This window comes from Caballeronia jiangsuensis, assembly GCF_046030135.1.
Classification (GTDB): Bacteria; Pseudomonadota; Gammaproteobacteria; order Burkholderiales; family Burkholderiaceae; genus Caballeronia; species Caballeronia jiangsuensis.
In genome coordinates this window covers 140688-157652 of record NZ_JAQQDB010000012.1, presented here as the reverse complement: position 1 = coordinate 157652, position 16965 = coordinate 140688, and the positions used below count along the sequence as shown (strand labels likewise).

15 protein-coding genes and 4 tRNA genes are annotated in these 16965 nt (G+C 63.7%); 8 read left to right on the top strand and 11 right to left on the bottom strand.

Annotation, left to right across the window (positions count from 1 at the left end):
* Positions 1-9 precede the first annotated feature (9 nt).
* The 4 genes from PQR08_RS15135 to PQR08_RS15120 all read left to right on the top strand — a co-directional run bounded on the left by PQR08_RS15135 (position 10) and on the right by PQR08_RS15120 (position 2204).
* The gene (locus tag PQR08_RS15135; RefSeq protein WP_187605770.1) at positions 10-843 is read left to right on the top strand and encodes a class I SAM-dependent methyltransferase; all 834 of its coding nucleotides are present in this window, start codon (positions 10-12) and stop codon (positions 841-843) included.
* Positions 843-1304: a ribonuclease HI gene (gene rnhA, locus PQR08_RS15130; protein ID WP_408161691.1), complete on the top strand. Its 462-nt coding sequence runs from the start codon at positions 843-845 to the stop codon at positions 1302-1304. Before PQR08_RS15135 ends, rnhA begins: the two co-directional genes overlap by 1 nt.
* 18 nt (positions 1305-1322) lie before the next feature.
* Positions 1323-2060: a DNA polymerase III subunit epsilon gene (gene dnaQ, locus PQR08_RS15125; RefSeq protein WP_187605772.1), complete on the top strand. Its 738-nt coding sequence runs from the start codon at positions 1323-1325 to the stop codon at positions 2058-2060.
* 69 nt (positions 2061-2129) lie between these two features.
* A tRNA-Val gene (locus tag PQR08_RS15120) sits at positions 2130-2204 on the top strand.
* Between the two features lie 91 nt (positions 2205-2295).
* On the opposite strand, the gene PQR08_RS15115 is transcribed toward PQR08_RS15120, so the two are convergent.
* The 3 genes from PQR08_RS15115 to PQR08_RS15105 all read right to left on the bottom strand — a co-directional run bounded on the left by PQR08_RS15115 (position 2296) and on the right by PQR08_RS15105 (position 4947).
* Positions 2296-2769: a DUF2214 family protein gene (locus PQR08_RS15115; RefSeq protein WP_238215400.1), complete on the bottom strand. Its 474-nt coding sequence runs from the start codon at positions 2767-2769 to the stop codon at positions 2296-2298.
* 63 nt (positions 2770-2832) lie between these two features.
* Entirely contained in the window at positions 2833-3663 is an 831-nt protein-coding gene (locus PQR08_RS15110) for a hypothetical protein (RefSeq protein ID WP_187605774.1), read from the bottom strand.
* A gap of 219 nt (positions 3664-3882) precedes the next feature.
* On the bottom strand, positions 3883-4947 hold the full coding sequence (locus tag PQR08_RS15105; protein WP_238215405.1) for a glycosyltransferase family 4 protein: 1065 nt from the start codon (positions 4945-4947) through the stop codon (positions 3883-3885).
* Positions 4948-5782: 835 nt separating this feature from the next.
* Between PQR08_RS15105 and PQR08_RS15100 the strand changes: the two genes are divergently transcribed.
* The gene (locus PQR08_RS15100) at positions 5783-7663 is read left to right on the top strand and encodes an ABC transporter ATP-binding protein (RefSeq protein ID WP_408161688.1); all 1881 of its coding nucleotides are present in this window, start codon (positions 5783-5785) and stop codon (positions 7661-7663) included.
* Between the two features lie 56 nt (positions 7664-7719).
* Here PQR08_RS15100 and otsA read toward each other — a convergent pair whose 3' ends face one another.
* Positions 7720-9105 (bottom strand): alpha,alpha-trehalose-phosphate synthase (UDP-forming), encoded by a 1386-nt coding sequence (gene otsA / locus PQR08_RS15095; RefSeq protein WP_408161687.1) that lies wholly within the window; start codon positions 9103-9105, stop codon positions 7720-7722.
* Positions 9102-9854: a trehalose-phosphatase gene (otsB, locus tag PQR08_RS15090; RefSeq protein WP_187605778.1), complete on the bottom strand. Its 753-nt coding sequence runs from the start codon at positions 9852-9854 to the stop codon at positions 9102-9104. Before otsB ends, otsA begins: the two co-directional genes overlap by 4 nt.
* A gap of 264 nt (positions 9855-10118) precedes the next feature.
* Between otsB and PQR08_RS15085 the strand changes: the two genes are divergently transcribed.
* Both PQR08_RS15085 and PQR08_RS15080 read left to right on the top strand, forming a co-directional pair.
* A complete protein-coding gene (locus PQR08_RS15085; RefSeq protein ID WP_408161685.1) occupies positions 10119-10748 on the top strand; it encodes an SCO family protein in 630 nt (209 codons plus the stop codon).
* Between the two features lie 2 nt (positions 10749-10750).
* Positions 10751-11629 carry a cytochrome c oxidase assembly protein gene (locus PQR08_RS15080; RefSeq protein WP_408161683.1) on the top strand — a complete coding sequence of 293 codons (879 nt, stop codon included), beginning with the start codon at positions 10751-10753 and terminating at the stop codon, positions 11627-11629.
* Here the strand turns inward: PQR08_RS15080 and PQR08_RS15075 are convergent.
* The 6 genes from PQR08_RS15075 to uvrC all read right to left on the bottom strand — a co-directional run bounded on the left by PQR08_RS15075 (position 11624) and on the right by uvrC (position 15579).
* Positions 11624-12118, bottom strand: coding sequence for a GNAT family N-acetyltransferase (locus tag PQR08_RS15075; RefSeq protein WP_408161681.1), 495 nt, complete (start codon positions 12116-12118; stop codon positions 11624-11626). The genes PQR08_RS15080 and PQR08_RS15075 overlap by 6 nt on opposite strands.
* Positions 12119-12234: 116 nt before the next feature.
* Positions 12235-12308: transfer RNA gene (locus PQR08_RS15070), tRNA-Cys, on the bottom strand.
* A gap of 78 nt (positions 12309-12386) precedes the next feature.
* Positions 12387-12462, bottom strand: a tRNA-Gly gene (locus PQR08_RS15065).
* Between the two features lie 86 nt (positions 12463-12548).
* A tRNA-Gly gene (locus PQR08_RS15060) sits at positions 12549-12624 on the bottom strand.
* 154 nt (positions 12625-12778) lie between these two features.
* Positions 12779-13375 carry a CDP-diacylglycerol--glycerol-3-phosphate 3-phosphatidyltransferase gene (pgsA, locus tag PQR08_RS15055; RefSeq protein WP_035501650.1) on the bottom strand — a complete coding sequence of 199 codons (597 nt, stop codon included), beginning with the start codon at positions 13373-13375 and terminating at the stop codon, positions 12779-12781.
* A gap of 110 nt (positions 13376-13485) precedes the next feature.
* Entirely contained in the window at positions 13486-15579 is a 2094-nt protein-coding gene (gene uvrC, locus PQR08_RS15050) for an excinuclease ABC subunit UvrC (protein ID WP_408161679.1), read from the bottom strand.
* Between the two features lie 103 nt (positions 15580-15682).
* Here uvrC and earP point away from each other — a divergent pair, with 103 nt between their 5' ends.
* Positions 15683-16840, top strand: a complete 1158-nt coding sequence (earP, locus tag PQR08_RS15045; RefSeq protein WP_408161677.1) for an elongation factor P maturation arginine rhamnosyltransferase EarP — start codon at positions 15683-15685, stop codon at positions 16838-16840.
* Positions 16841-16965 lie beyond the last annotated feature (125 nt).

Sequence of the window (16965 nt, the reverse complement as noted above, 5' to 3'; positions counted from 1 at the left end):
AATTCGAACATGTCTGACCGACCGATTATAGACTGGCCCACCTGGACGAGCTCGGCGCCCGGACGCTACGTGCTCGAATGGGAGCAGGCGCAGCTCGATCACGTGGTGTCCGACATCTTCGGCTATCACGCGCTGCAGCTCGGCATGCCGCAACTCGACGCGTTGCGTGAAAATCGCATGACCGGCCGCGCGCTCGTGCTCGACGCGGAAAGCGCATCGAGTGCGCCCTACACGCCGCCGCGCGCCACGACGCCCGGCGTGAGCGCGCTACCCGCGGCGAGCGCACCTGACGGCCGCAGCACCGTGTGGTGCGATCTGCTCGACCTGCCCTTCGAAGCACAAAGCGTCGATCTGCTCGTACTGCCTCACACGCTCGAATTCTCGCCGGACCCGCATCGGCTCTTGCGTGAAGCCGAACGCGTGCTCGTGCCCGAGGGCCAGTTGATCATTCTCGGCTTCAATTCGCTGAGTCTGTGGGGCGCGCGGCAATCGCTCGGCAAGGTGGCGGGCCGGCCGTTCGTCCCATCGGCGCACGAAATGATTGCGTTCACGCGTATCAAGGACTGGATCAAGCTGCTCGGATTCGATCTTGAACGCGGGCGCTTCGGCTGTTATCGTCCGCCGCTCGTCACGGACAAGTGGCTGCAACGCTATGAATTCATGGAAGCCGCCGGCGACCGCTGGTGGCCCATCTTCGGCGCGGCGTACATGATCACGGCGGTGAAGCGCGTGCGCGGCATGCGCGTCATCGGCCCCCGCAAGCTGAAAAAAACCGCGCTCGCGCCTGGCCTCGCGCCGGTCGCGGCTCCGCACACGCGCAACGAGACTCGCAACGAGCATTGATGACTCAAGAACCCGCATCGAACAAGGTAATCGACATCTACACGGACGGCGCCTGCAAAGGCAATCCCGGGCCCGGCGGCTGGGGCGCCCTGCTTCGCTTCGGCACGCAGGAAAAGGAACTGTTCGGCGGAGAAGCCGCGACTACCAACAACCGCATGGAACTGATGGCCGTGATCTCCGCGCTCGAGGCGTTGAAGCGCCCGTGCCACGCGATCATCCACACCGATTCGCAATATGTGCAAAAAGGCATCAGCGAATGGATCCACGGCTGGAAGAGAAAGAACTGGATGACCGCCGCGAAGACGCCCGTCAAGAACGCCGATCTCTGGAAGCGGCTCGACGGCCTCGTCGCTCAGCATGAAATCGAGTGGCGCTGGGTCAAGGGCCACGCCGGACATCCCGAGAACGAACGCGCCGATGCGCTCGCCAATCGTGGCGTGACCTCGCTCGCGGACAGCTAATCAAACTACACGTCATCTATGCGCCAACTGATACTGGATACCGAAACTACCGGCCTGAACGCGAGGACGGGCGACCGGATCATCGAAATCGGCTGCGTCGAGCTGATCAACCGCCGGCTCACCGGCAACAATCTGCATCTCTACGTGAACCCGGAGCGCGACAGCGATCCCGGCGCGCTCGCCGTGCACGGTCTCACGACCGAGTTCCTGAGCGACAAGCCGAAGTTCGCGGAGATCGCCGCCGAGTTGCGCGATTTCATCGCGGACGCCGAGTTGATCATCCATAACGCGCCCTTCGACGTCGGCTTTCTCGACACGGAGTTCGCGCTGCTCGGATTGCCGAAGGTCTCCGAAACATGCGCTGGCGTCATCGACTCGCTCGCGCAGGCCAAGCAGATGTTCCCCGGCAAGCGCAATTCGCTGGACGCGCTGTGCGACCGCTTCGGCATCAGCAACGCGCATCGCACGCTGCACGGCGCGCTGCTCGACTCGGAGTTGCTCGCGGAGGTCTATCTCGCGATGACGCGCGGCCAGGAAAGCCTCGTCATCGACATGCTCGGCGATCAGCCCGCGTCGGGCTCGGTCTCGACGTCGCGCATCGCGCTCGACGATCTGGATTTGCCGGTGATCGTCGCGAGCGTTGAAGAGCTCGCCGCGCACGAAGCCGTGCTGACCGATCTCGACAAGGCGCTCAAAGGCACGAGCGTATGGCGCACGGAACCGGCGCCGGCCGAAGGCGATGCCGTTCCCGCATAATTTTTTCGAATTCGGCTTAACAGGGTCTTTACGAAACGCGAAACGCCTGACATAATCTCGTTTCTCTTCGGGTGGTTAGCTCAGCGGTAGAGCACTGCCTTCACACGGCAGGGGTCACTGGTTCGATCCCAGTACTACCCACCAGAATTCTGGTGTTGGTAAAGACAAGCACCGAAGAACAAAGGGCCCAAGTCTCACGACTTGGGCCTTTTTCATTTTCCGTCACCGAATGCGGTTACGACGCCCATACGCCCCGCGCCATCCCGCTCGCGGCGATCACCATCACCATCACGAGCCCAGCTTCCAGATCGCTCATCCACGCAAAACGCCGCGCGCGCGTCAGATCGATCGCCCCGCCCTGCGCGAGCGCGATGCGCCAGCGAATCAGCGCGAGCATCGGTGAGACTTCGATCAGCAGAATCGCGACGAGCACCGTCATCTTCAAATGGAAAAGCGGCTCGTGCAAATAATACGCGGCCCCTTTTTCGAACCCGCCGAACGCGCGCGTCACGCCTGTCACGATCAGCACGATCGCGGTGACGCCCCACACCGAATCCGAGCGGAACACGTCGCGCAACCGCAGTTCGTTCGCCTGAATGGACTGCGTGGCATCGAGATGCCGCAACGCGCGGGCGCGCGCGAGCACCGAGCCGAGCGCGAAACCGAAAGCAAGAAGATGAAGCGCGGCCAGCGTCCAACGTATCAGCATCCTTTCCTCCCTGAAGAGACAGGAACGACGTGCACGGCAGTTCGGCTTGCGAAGGCGAACGATTCAGATCTGACGCAGCGTCACATCGAGCGCGCGCGCCGCGTTGCGGTCGCCCTCGCTGGCGAGCGGCGCGCGGAACACGGTGGTGCGATTATGTCCGGCCGCGGCGGGCGAGTCCCACAACAACTCGACTTTCGGCGGCCGCGCGAACACGCCCCGCCGCACTTCGCCGCTTGCGCGAATCGACGGGCCGGCGGGCTCGGTAGCCGGCGTGAGCATCGTCGTTGACGGCGATACATCCGGCGACGGCGCCGGCCATTTCACCGACAGCTCACGCGCATCGTACTGGCCGAGCTTGCGGCTCTCCGCCCAGACGACCGCGGTCCGCGTGACGGGATCGAGCGAGATCGCATAGCGGCCGATCGCGAAACGCCGCGCGGCGACGTTGGTGCGCCAGAGCGCGCGCGGCCTGCAGATCCACATGACGACCGCATAGAGCGCCGGGCCGACGACAAGCCAGCCGTTGGTCTCGGCGAGCGCTTGCGTAAAGCGCCGCCATCCGGAACTCCAGATGAACGCGCCGACGGAAAACATCGCAAAGCCGAATGCCAGGAGCGCGATGAAGCGCAAGGCCTGCCGCAACCACTGCGGCAGCGGATGCAACGGGCGCTCCATGCGCGCCTTCGCGCCCGGCAGCACGATCAGGAGAAAAATCAGGACGAGGTTCACGCACGCCCACGGCGACGACGTCATCGCGCGCAGCGAGGACAAATAGCCCATCTGCGACATCGAGAACGCCCAACGCGCCGCAAGCACCAGTCCGATCGCACGCAATGCGAACACGGTGCCGGCGCCCGGAACCGGGCTCGCGCTGATTTGCTTGGGTCTCGCCAAAAGAACACTCCTGTCCACGAACATTGCATGCCGCTCCGCGCATCGCGAAGCCCGGTCATTATAGGGAGATTACGGATGTCGTCAGAGGTTTGACAACCGTAGCGCGGCCTGGCGCGCGAAAGGCAGACCCAAGTGTGCTATTACGACAACGCCCCGCGTGCCTTGAGGCACGCGGGGCGTTGTTTTACAGCCGATGCCGCGCGACGCGGCAAGACTTACTTAGCTCGCGTTGACTTCGCGCAGAACGGTGCGGCGCTTCTGGCGCAGCAATTCTTCGTACACGTTGACGTAATTCTTCGCCATCACCTTCGACGAGAACCGCGATTCGAACGCGCCGCGGACCTTCTCGCGCGACAACGTGTCGAGTCGCTTGACGGCGGCGATCGCCGAGAGTTCGTCTTCAACGACGAAACCCGACACGCCGTTTTCGATCACTTCCGGCACCGAGCCGCGGTTGAACGCGATCACCGGCGTGCCGCAGGCCATCGCTTCGATCATCACGAGACCGAAGGGCTCCGGCCAGTCGATCGGGAACAGCAGCGCGTGCGCATTGCCGAGGAACTCGGTCTTTTCGGCTTCGCTGATTTCACCGATGTATTCGACGTGCGGCAGCGCGAAGAGCGGCTTGATCTCTTCTTCGTAGTACGCGCGGTCGGCCTTGTCGAGCTTCGCAGCGATCTTGATCTTCATGCCCGCGGCCTGCGCGATGCGGATCGCGCGGTCAACGCGCTTTTCCGGCGAAATGCGGCCGAGGAACGCGAGGTAACCGGGCTTCACGTTCGGGATCGGCTTCAGCAGGTTTTCCGGCAGACCGTGGTACACCGTCGAGAGCCAGTGCGCCTGCGGCAACGGCTGACGCTGGTTGTCCGAGATCGAGATGACCGGCACGTCGTTGAACGTGTTGAAGATCGGCTGGAGCTCGGGCAGGTCGAGACGGCCATGCATTGTCGTCAGGAACGGCACCGGCTGGCGCGCGAACAGCGAGAACGGGTAGTAGTCGATGTGGAAGTGCAGCACGTCGAACTCGTCCGCGCGGCGGCGAACTTCTTCCAGCAGAAGCATGTGCGGCGCCATCGTGTCGCGGATGGTCGGGTCGAGGCGCAGTGCCTGCGGCCAGAATGCTTCGAGCTTGGCGGACGTCTGCGAATCACCGCTCGCGAAGAGCGTGACATCGTGTCCAGCATCCACGAGTGCCTCGGTCAGATAAGACACCACGCGTTCCGTGCCGCCATACAGCTTCGGCGGAACAGCCTCGTGGAGGGGCGCGATTTGAGCGATTCGCATGTCGTGAAACTCCTAATGAAAGATCAGGCAAGTACTACAGTCATGTTGACGTTGGAGAGCGAATCGCTCGGCTCGGGCGAAGCTTCCCGCGGCGCGGTGGCCGCGGCGCTATGGCTGATGCTCGAGTGAAAAAGCGGGGTCGCTGATCACCGGTTTGTCGCGCTGGCGTTCGGACCAAGCAAGTGCGGTTCCACATCTCGAAAATCGCCGCGCGCCAGCAATTAACGCGCGTCTGCTTCGGCGGTTGACGGGAACTTGCAAAAACCTGTCGGAAACCTAAGGGCAAACCCGGATCGGATTATGGAGCTTTTTACAGAGTCACAAGGGCAGTCATTTCAACTTATTTACCTTGTTACACGGGGGATACATTTTGCAAACCCCTGTTTATTAAGGTTGTTCTACATTGGAGCACGGGCTTGTCGCGGCATGCGCCCGTCGCCGCGGCAAACAATGGCGTCTGATCGATTGCGCCTGCCAAGCCCGAAGGCTGGCGCGTCGCGTGCTCTTCTGACTGCTGCCGGATTGCAGTAGCGGAGATGTCCGCCTGCCCGGCGAGCGTTTCATCGCAAAAAGGTGCGCAATATGCTTACAATGCGCGCCCATGCCGTCAGCCGTGCGTCCGGCAGGCCTGAAGGCCGGGCGGCAACCCAATTTTCGCCACGGGCGACGTTCGGATGACCACATAGGCCGAACGTCATATGCCCGAGAACGCGTTGCCCCGCCGCGATACTGGCTACAATTCGTGATGGAGACGGCGCAGCGTCGCCTCGCTTGACGTCAGTCGCGCCGGATCGGGCGACGCATCGCATGCCGGTTGCCGCAGTCGACACCGCGCATGGCACTGCCCGAAGGCGCAACATACGCTCAACCGCTCTACGACCAAAAAAGACCATTGGACCAACTCACCGTCTCCCAGCGTAACGCGCACAACGCGAAGCTCTCGAGCTACGCGCATCGGCCGCTCGCGTTTCTGCTCCGCTACATTCGCCGGCATCCCGTCGCGCATGCCATCGTGCTCTTCAGCGTATTCGCCGCCGTCGGCTGCGCCCTCGCCTCCCAGTACGCGATCAAGCATCTGATCGATGTCCTCGGGCAAGGCCGCGGGCATCCTGGGCCGCTCTGGGGCGCGTTCATGATCCTCGTCGGACTGATCGCCGCCGACAACCTGCTCTGGCGGGTCGGCGGCTGGGTCGGCGCGCACGTATTCGTGATCGTCACCGGCGACTTGCGCAAGGATCTGTTCTCGTACCTGTCCGGCCATTCGCCGACCTACTTCTCCGAGAAACAGCCCGGCATGCTCGCGAGCCGGATCACGGCCACGTCGAACGCGATCTACACCTCCGAAAACGTGATGGCGTGGAACGTCCTGCCGCCGTGCATCGCGGTGCTGGGCGCGATCGTGATGATCGTTTCCGTCAATCCGCTGATGGCCGCCGGCCTGATGTCGGCGTCGGTGATTCTCGCGCTGATCCTCTATCGCCTGGCGAAGCGCGGCTCGGCACGGCATCACAGCTTCGCGTCGAAGGCGGCGTCGGTCGATGGCGAGCTCGTCGACGTGATCGGCAACATGGCGCTCGTGCGCGCATTCGGCATGACGTTCCGCGAGCAAAAGCGCTTCGGCTCGACGGTGAAGGCCGAAATGGTCGCGCGCCAGCAGAGTCTTCTGTACCTCGAAAAACTGCGCCTGTTCCATGCGGTCGTCACGGCAATTCTCTCCGCCGGCCTGCTCGGCTGGGCGCTGTGGCTGTGGTCGCAAGGGCGCGCGACTTCGGGCGATATCGTGCTCGTCAGCTCGCTCGGCTTCACGATTTTGCATGGCACGCGTGATCTGGCGGTCGCGCTCGTCGATGTCACCCAGCACGTCGCACGTCTTGCCGAAGCCGTCCAGACGCTGCTCGAGCCGCACGGCATGCCGGATCGCTCGGACGCGACCGAACTCGTGCCGCAAGGCGGCCGCGTCGACTTCGACAACGTCACGTTCGCGTATCCGCGCCGCCGTCCGATTCTCGACAACTTCCATCTGCATATCGAGCCGGGTCAGCGCGTGGGTCTGATCGGCAAATCGGGCGCGGGCAAGTCGACCGTGCTCGCGCTGCTGCAACGGTTCTACGAGACGCAGAAAGGCAGCATCAAGATCGACGGCCAGGATATCGGCGCGATCACGCAGGACAGCCTGCGCCACGCGATCGCGCTCGTACCGCAGGATATTTCGCTGTTCCACCGCACCGTGTTCGAGAACATCGCTTACGGCCGTCCTGAAGCGAGCCGCGAGGAGGTGCTCGCCGCCGCGCGCGAGGCGCGCTGCACGGACTTCATCGAAGCGATGCCGGAAGGTTTCGACACGATCGTCGGCGACCGGGGCGTGAAACTGTCGGGCGGCCAGCGCCAGCGGATCGCGATCGCCCGCGCGATCCTGAAGAACGCGCCCATTCTCCTGCTCGACGAAGCGACCTCTGCACTCGACAGCGCATCCGAAGAAGCGATCCAGCAGGCGCTCGACCGTCTGATGGTCGGCCGCACGGTGATCGCGATCGCGCACCGTCTGTCGACGCTGCAGAACTTCGATCGCATCATCGTGATGAGCGCGGGCAAGGTCATCGACGACGGCTCGCCGCAGGAATTGCGCGATCGCCCGGGGTTGTATCGCGAGTTGCTGGCGAAGCAGCACGGCAAGCTGCCGTCGACCGTCGCGACGCCGCACAAGCAGCCCGCCTGAACGCAACACCCGTCGAGAAAGCCGTGTTTTCGTGAGGAAACACGGCTTTTTTGCGTCTACGCGCCGGCTTTCAGATCGCGCAGAAAGTTGTCGCGCCAGACGGAGACGTTGTTCTCGCGAAGCTGCTGCATCATCTCGCCGTAGCGCGCCTTGCGTTCGTCGAGCGGCATCTTGAGCGCGGTGGCGAGGGCATCGGCCATATCGTCGATGTCGAGCGGATTGACGATGAGCGCGGCCGTCAGCTCGCGCGCCGCGCCCGCAAACTGCGACAGCACCAGCACGCCGGGATCGTCCGGATCCTGCGCCGAGACGTATTCCTTCGCGACGAGATTCATGCCGTCGCGCAACGGTGTGACGAGGCCGACGTGCGCCTCGCGGAACAGCGCCGCGAGCACCGGCCGCTCATATTGACGATGGATATACCGAATCGGCGTCCAGTCGAGCTCGGCGTATCGGCCGTTGATGCGGCCCGATTCCGCTTCGAGCTGGAAGCGCATGTCGCGATAGGCATCGACATCGGAACGTGTCGGCGGCGCGATCTGCAGAAACGACACGTTGTTGCGCTGACGCGAATCGTGCTCGATCAGCCGCTCGAACGCGCGAAATCGCTCGACGAGGCCCTTCGAATAATCCAGGCGATCGACGCTCATCACGAGCTTGCGATGATGCAGCGTCGCCTTGACGATCTCGACGTCACGTCCGCTTTCGCCGTCTTTCGCGAGCGCGGCGATCTCGTCGGGATAGACGCCGATCGGATACGCCGCCGCGCGCAGCGTCTGGCCGAACGCGCGCACCTCGACCGGCTTCGCGCCGTCGCGCCGTAGCGAGCCGCCCGCTTCGGTTTCGATGTAATCGCAGAACGCGCGCAGATCGGGCTCCGTCTGAAAACCGAGGAGATCGAACGCGCACAGCGCTTCCACCAGTTCGCGATGGCGCGGCACGCTCAACAGGATCTGCGCCGCCGGAAACGGAATATGCAGAAAGAAGCCGATGCGATTTTTGACGCCCAGCGCGCGCAACGCCTGCGCGAACGGAATCAGATGATAGTCGTGCACCCAGATCACATCGTCGGGTCTGAGCAGCGGCGCGAGCTGCTCCGCGAGCCAGCGGTTCACGCGGCAATAGCCGTCGTATTCTTGGCGATCGAACTCGATCAGATCAGGCCGATAGTGAAACGCGGGCCACAAGGTCGCGTTGGAAAAGCCGCGGTAGTACTGGTCGTAGTCGCGCCGCACGAGGCCGATGGTCGCGAAGGTCACCGGCCCGTGTTCTTCCAGCTTGATGCCTTCGGGATGAGACGTGAGCACGTCTCCGCTCCAGCCGAACCACATGCCGCCGGTTTCCTTCAACGCGTCGTACACGCCGACCGCGAGACCGCCCGCCGCGGGGCCGCCTTCGGAAATCGGCGCGACGCGGTTCGAAACGATGATCAGCCGGCTCACGCGTGCTTCCCGGCCGTGCCCGCGATCACCTGCAGCCAGTCCAGCAGCAATTCGACCGATTCGATACGCGAGCGCGCCACCGTGTCGCCCGGACCGATCTTCACCGAAAGCCCGTCGAATTCGTTGACCACCGCGAAGCCCTTCTCATCGGTGAGATCGTCGCCGATAAACACCGGTTTGCGGCCCGTGAACGGCGGCTCGCTCATGTACGCGCGCACGGCGCGGCCCTTGTCGACGTCCTTCGGCTTGATCTCGTAGACCATCTTGCCGGGTTGCAGCACGTAGGCGTCGGCGTATTCCGCGACCAGCTTCTCGGTGGCCGCGCGCGCGGCCGGCTCGCGGTCGGGCGCGTTGCGGTAATGCAGCGCGAGCGCTGCGCCCTTGATTTCGAGCAGCATGCCCGGATTCGCGCTAACCACCTTCTCGAGCGCGTGCTCCATTCGCAGCAGGCGCTCATCGTTGAAGCCAATGCGCTGCACGTCGCCGTTCGAATCGCGCCGTTCCGCGCCGTGCATGCCCGCGACGGGCAGATCGGGCATCTGCAGGAACGAGTCGATATTGTCGATGCCGCGCCCCGATACGACCGCCACCGCGCCGTTGGTCGCGCGCCTGAGCGCGGCCAGGATGTCGGGCACCGAGCGCGGCACGAAGATGCCGTCGGGCGTGGACGCGAGCTCGACGAGCGTGCCGTCGAAATCGAAGAAGAAGGCGGTCTCGGCAAGAGACAGGGAATCGGGAAGATTTGGCATCGATCTTGGGCCTGTGGTTTGCCTGTGATGTGGCGCGCGCCCGCTTGGGACGTCGCAATGCGTGCGCATCTTACCGCGCGAACGCTTTCGGGTAAGAAAGCTCCTAGCTTACAACCTTCGCTCCAAGCCCTTTCAGCGCGCCCGAGTCATGCGGCAAATCGTCTCAAAAATAGTCTAATGGCGACATGATGCGCTGGCAGCGCAGCAAAAGGCGTGTATTTTGCGACGGAGTTCATATCGAATCATCCTGCAACGCAATCTCCGATGCACGCTTCGTTCCTCCATCTCGCCGCGCGGTCCATGCGACTCCGGCGCTTCATCGCCCTTCTCTCGCTGTGCGCGCTCGCCGCGTGCTCGAAGCCCGCCGAGCCGTGGCAATTGACCGATATATCGGGCCATTTGCCAGACCTGGACTTCTCGCTCGTCGACGATGGCGGCGCGCCTGTTACCGGACAATCGTTCGCGGGCAAAACAACGCTCGTCTACTTCGGATACACGCATTGTCCCGACGTCTGCCCCGAAACGATGGCGCGGCTCATGCAGGTGCTCCAGCGCGTGGGCGCGGACGCGGACAGGACGCGCATCGTGTTCGTCTCGGTCGATCCGGCGCGCGACACGCCCGCGCTCCTGCGCTCCTACGTGCGCGCGTTCGACGACAAACACGCCGTCGGCCTGACCGGCACCGAGCGCGCGATCGAATCGGTCGCGCAGCGCTATCGCATCGCGTATCAGATGGAAAAGCGCGACCCGAACGGCGAATACGAGGTCACGCATAGCTCGGCCGTCTATATCTTCGATGCCGCCGGTCACGCGCGCCTGCTCGCGACCGACCACGACTCCATCGACGCCATCGCGAACGATCTGAAGCGCGTGATCCACGCGAAGGACGCGTGACGATGAGCGCGCTTCTTTACTGGCTCGATCCGTGGGAGCCGTCGCCGACGGTCGTCATCGCCGTGCTCGTCGCGGGGATTCTGTTCGCGCGCGGCGCGCGACATGCGCGCGTGTCGATGTCGCGTCGCATCGCGTTCTGGTTCGGCCTGATCGCCCTTTATGTCGCGCTCCACACGCGCCTCGATTATTTCTTCGAGCATGAATTCTTCATGCATCGGCTGCAGCATCTCGTGCTGCATCATCTCGGACCGTTCCTGATCGCATTGTCGTATCCCGGCGCGGCATTGCGCGCGGGCGTTCCGTTCGCATGGCGGCAACGCTGGCTGCGCCCGGCCGCGCAGAGCCGCGTGGCGCGCGTGTTCTTCGATATCGTGTTCAATCCCGTGATCGCGGTCGCGCTGTTCGTCGGGCTGATCTACTTCTGGCTGCTTTCGCCGATCCACTTCAAGGCGATGCTCGATTACCGGCTCTACCGCGTGATGAACTGGAGCATGGTGATCGACGGCCTGCTGTTCTGGTGGCTGATTCTGGATCCACGCCCGGCGCCGCCCGCGCGGCTCGCGCCCGGTCGACGCGTTCTCGTCGTGATCGCCGCGATTCCGCCGCAGATCATTCTCGGCGCTTATATCTTCTTCACGCCGCACGAGTTGTATCCGATCTATTCGATCTGCGGCCGCGCGTTCACGTGGATCACGCCGATGCGCGATCAGCAGATCGGCGGTCTCTTGCTGTGGATTCCGGGATCGATGATGAGCGTCATCGGCGCGCTGATCGCGCTACGCCACTGGTTGCGGCTGTCGGCGCGATCGCGGCTGAGAAAGGAACGTGTCGGACGCGGCGCGGGTGCGCCGGTCAACGGCCCGAAGGCCACGACTTCATGAACCGAAGCCGGGGCGGCGCATCCATACGTGCGGAATGCCGTCTTCGTCATGCAGACCCGACGACGGCACGAAGCCGAACGCGCCGTAAAAGCGCTGCAGATGCGCCTGCGCATGCAGGCTGACCGGCTGATCCGGCCATTGCTTCAGGATGTGCTCAAGCGCGCGCTCGAGCATCGCGTTGCCGAGCTTCAGACCGCGAAAGTTGGCCGTCGTCAGCACGCGGCCGATGCGTACTTCCTTCTCGCTCTCGTCCGGGTGTCCCGGCAACAGCACGCGCAGGTAGCCCGCGAGCGCGGGACGCTTCTCGCCCTTGCCGTAAGCGAAAAGGTGCCACGCATCGACATCGAGTCCGTCGATGTCGCCATACACGCAATTCTGCTCGACGACGAACACGGCGCTACGCGCGGCGAGCATGTCGTAGACCTCGGTGGTCGTCAGGTCGTCGAAGCGCTTCCAGCGCCATTCGAGTTCGGAGCGTTGGTCGGTCATTTGGATTTGTGTGGCAGAAGTATGGCAATTATGCCGTGCCGCGACGGGGACGCAGAATCGGCTGGATGCCGGCGTGCCGAAAAGAAAAAAGCCCTGACGGATCAGGGCTTTTCAAGTGGAGGCGCGGACCGGAGTCGAACCGGTCTAAACGGCTTTGCAGGCCGCTGCATAACCGCTTTGCTACCGCGCCACAAGCGGTTTTGGTGCTTACCGGCATGATGCCGGCTGAATCACCAAACAAAAAGGGAAGCTTGGCTTCCCCTTTGACTGGAGCGGGAGACGAGTCTCGAACTCGCGACCTCAACCTTGGCAAGGTTGCGCTCTACCAACTGAGCTACTCCCGCAATATCCTGCAATGCTGAAACTGCCGGTTCCGATGCCCCGTTGCGCTTCGCCAATTCAGCGCCGATGACATCAAACCTTCAAAATCTGGAGCGGGAGACGAGTCTCGAACTCGCGACCTCAACCTTGGCAAGGTTGCGCTCTACCAACTGAGCTACTCCCGCATTTACTGCTGCTCTTTTGCTGTTGCTTCGCTTATTGCGTCGCGCCGTGCATCAGAGAAACGAGATTATGTAGAAGCCAAAGAGGGCTGTCAACTGTTTTGTGAGAGGAATTTTTCGGCTCGGCGCAATTTCTGCAATGTGCCGTTCGCTCGTCTCAAAGCATGCCGCCGCGCTCGCGAATCTGGGGCCACGCGAGCTTCATGTAGTAGAGCATCGACCAGACGGTGAGGAACGCCGCGACGTAGATGAGCCACAAGCCCCACACGCGCGTGTCGATCATCCACGGCGTGCCGGCGATCTTCAGCGGCCCGTAGAAAAGCAGCATCGGAATCGCGACCATCTGACATACGGTCTTGAACTTGCCGAGCTGATTCACCGCGACGCTCTTCGATGCGCCGATCTGCGCCATCCATTCGCGCAGCGCGGAAATCGTGATCTCGCGTCCGACGATGATGAGCGCGATCACCGCATTCAGCCGCGACAGCTGCACGAGCACGAGCAGCGCGGCCGTGACCATCAGCTTGTCGGCGACCGGATCGAGGAACGCGCCGAACGAAGACGTCTGATTGAGCTTGCGCGCAAGAAAGCCGTCGAACCAGTCGGTGAGTGCGGCGAGCACGAAGATAAGCATGCCGAGCAGGTTGCGATGCTCCGGGCTCATCATCATGTCCGGCAAATAGAACACGCCCACCACGAGCGGAATCAGCACGATTCGCAGCCACGTCAGGAAGATCGGTAGATTGAACGGCATGGGCGAAAGCGCTTGATGGACGTGTAAGGAAGCCGCCATTGTGCCGCGTCGACTCCGCGCTCACAAGGCGCGCCGCCCGCGCAGCGCGCCTCGCAGCCGGCTCTCGCGGCTCAATGCAACTGACGATAAATCTGCTGCGCGAGCGCAAGCGAAATGCCTTCGACGCTCGCCAGGTCCTCGACGCTCGCCGCCTGCACGCCGCGCAAACCGCCGAAGCGCGACAGCAGCCGCTGACGCCGTTTCGCACCGACACCTTCCAGCTCTTCCAGTCGCGAAGTCTGTCGCGCTTTCGCCCGCTTCGCGCGCATGCCGGTGATCGCGAAGCGGTGCGCCTCGTCGCGGATCTGCGCGACGAGCATCAGCGCCGCGCTTTCCTTGCCGAGCTCGAGCGCGCTGCGGCCGTCGGCGAACACCAGCGTTTCGAGCCCCACCTTGCGCCCTTCCCCCTTCGCAACACCGACCAGCATGCCGTGATCCAGCCCGAGCTCGGAGAAAACCTGCCGCGCGATCTCGACCTGCCCCTTGCCGCCGTCGATCAGCACGATGTTGGGCAGCGTGCCGCCCGCGGCCACGGGTTCGGCGGCATCGGGCGTGACGTTGGGATCGGCGGCATCGTCGGGTTGCAGGGTCGCCGCTTCGTCGTTCGCGTTCGCGGCTGCCTGCGCGACCATCTTCTCGTAGCGGCGCGTGAGCACCTGGCGCATCGCCGCGTAGTCATCGCCGGGCGTGATGCCGTTGATGTTGTAGCGCCGGTATTCGCCCGACTGCATCTTGTGATGGTGATACACGACGCACGACGCCTGCGTCGCCTCGCCCATCGTATGACTGATGTCGAAGCACTCGATGCGCAGTTGCGCGAGATCGTCCATCTCCATCGAGAGCGTCTCCGCGAGCGAGCGCGTGCGCGCCTGCTGCGAGCCTTGCTCCGACAAAAGCCGCGCGAGCGCGAGCTTCGCGTTGTTTTCGGCCATCGAGAGCCACGCGCGTTTCTGGCCCTGCGGCTGACGCAGCAGCGTGACCTTGTGGCCCGCCTGTTCCGTCAGCAAATCGACGAGTTCGCGGCTCGACGGCGCATGACTCACGACGAGCACCGGCGGCACGCGATTGCCGATGTAATGCTGCGCCATGAAGGCTTCGAGCACTTCGGATTCGAGCGCGCCTTCGCGCGGCTCGGGTTCGGTTTCCGGATCGGCTTGCACCGGCTCGACGCTCGTCTGCGCGGAAGTCTCAACTGCAACGGGCGCGCCCGATTCCGCTTCGTCGACTTCGGGGAGATCGACGACATCGGGGAGATCGTCTTCATCGTCCAGCGCTATCGCGCTTTCGACGTGCGCCGGGAAATACGCCTTGTCGCCGAGATGCCGGCCGCCGCGCACCATCGCGAGATTCACGCAGACCTTACCGCCGAGCGCGACGACCGCGAGGATATCGACGTCGCTCTCGCCGCCGACTTCGATCGCCTGCTGGTGCAGCACCGTCGACAGCGAGCTCATCTGATTGCGCACCGCCGCGGCCTGCTCGAATTTCAGATCGGCGGCGAACGCGTGCATCTTCTGCTCCAGCTCCTTCATCACTTCGCCCTGACGCCCGAGCAAAAAGCGCGATGCGTTCGACACATCGCGCGCGTAGTCCTCTTCCGTGATGAGTCCCGTGCACGGCGCCGTGCAGCGCCCGATCTGATGCAGGAGGCACGGCCGCGTGCGGTTGTTGAAGACCGAGTCCTCGCACGTGCGCAACTGGAATACGCGCTGCAGGATCTGGATGCTCTCGCGCACCGCCCACGCGCTCGGAAACGGGCCGAAGTACTGGTTTTTCTTGTCGACCGCGCCGCGATAGTAGGCCATGCGCGGAAACTTGTGGCCCGTGAGCTTGAGAAACGGATACGACTTGTCGTCGCGAAAGAGAATGTTGTAGCGCGGCGCGAGCGCCTTGATGAGATTGTTCTCGAGCAGCAGCGCTTCGGCTTCCGAACGCGTGACGGTCGTCTCGATCTTGCGGATGCGCGTGACCATCATCGCGATGCGCGGCGAATGCAGCGTCTTCGTGAAGTAGCTCGACACGCGCTTTTTCAGATTGCGCGCCTTGCCGACGTAGAGCACGTTGCCGTCGCCGTCGTAATAGCGGTACACGCCGGGCAGATGCGGCAATTGCGCGAGCGTCTTCTTCGGGTCGAAATGCGGTTGGGGGGCGTCGGTGTCGGTCATGCAGCAAGGGTGACGGAAAAGCATCGGCACGACGGTGAGCCGTGCCAGGCGCGTTATCTTAGAATCGCCAGTTTAGAACATTAAACCGCGCGCCTTCATCCTCATGACTCCACATCCCGCCGACCCGGAACTCGCCTGCGACATCTTCTGCGCAGTCGTCGACAACTTCGGCGACATCGGCGTGTGCTGGCGTCTCGCGCGGCAGTTGCGCGCGGAGCACGGCTGGCGCGTGCGTCTTTTCGTCGACGACCTGAAGGTCTTCCATGCGCTCTGCCCCGAAGTCGACTCGGCGCTTTCGCGTCAGGATGCGATGGGCGTCGCGATCGAGCGCTGGCACGCGCCGTCGCACGCCGGCGATACGCTCGCCATCCCGGATGTCGTGATCGAGGCGTTCGGGTGCGAGTTGCCGCACGCGTACATCGCCGCGATGGCGCGCCGCGAGCCGAAGCCCGTCTGGATCAATCTCGAATATCTGAGCGGCGAGGACTGGGTCGCCGATTTCCACATGCGGCCGTCTCCGCACCCGCGTTATCCGCTCGACAAGAGCTTCTTCTTTCCAGGTCTCGGCAAGGGCACGGGCGGCGTGCTGAAGGAGCGCGATCTCGATACGCGACGCGAGCACTTCGATGCGCACGCATGGTGGCGCGAGCGCGTCGGCATCGCGCGGCCGGGCGATGGCGAAACGGTCGTGTCGCTCTTCGCCTATGAAAATCCGGCGGTCGACACGCTGCTCGCGCAATGGCGCGACGGCGACGCGCCCGTCGTCCTGCTCGTGCCCGAAGGCCGCATTTCCGGCGCACTCGCGCGCTTTTTCGGCTTGCCGAACTTTGCGGCCGGCACGTCGGCGAGTGCGGGCGCGTTGCGGGCGCACGCGCTCGGCTTCGTCGAGCAGCCGCGCTTCGACGAGTTGCTCTGGGCCGCCGACATCAACTTCGTGCGCGGCGAGGATTCCTTCGTGCGCGCGCAATGGGCGCACAAGCCGTTCGTCTGGCAAATCTATCCGCAAGCCGACGACGCCCATCTGCCGAAACTCGACGCCGCGCTCGCGCATTACACAGGCACGCTCGATCCGTCCGCCCGCGAGGCCGTCGCGCGCTTCTGGCACGCGTGGAACGGCGCGAGCGCGCCCGACTGGGCCGATTTCTGGCGTCATCGGCAGAAGCTGGAGACGTGCGCGGCGCGCTGGGCGAAGGAACTGGCGGGCGTCGGCGATCTGGCGGGCAATCTCGTCGCCCATGCGGCCTCGCGTCTGGGCCGATGAGCATCGACTCACGGCGTTTCCCGCCGCGCCATGCGACTGGCCAAACAAGCAAAAAGTCAGTTAAAATAAGCGGTTATCCGAGGAAGCAGGTCGCAGTTTCATCATTACGCCGCGCGGGACCGCCC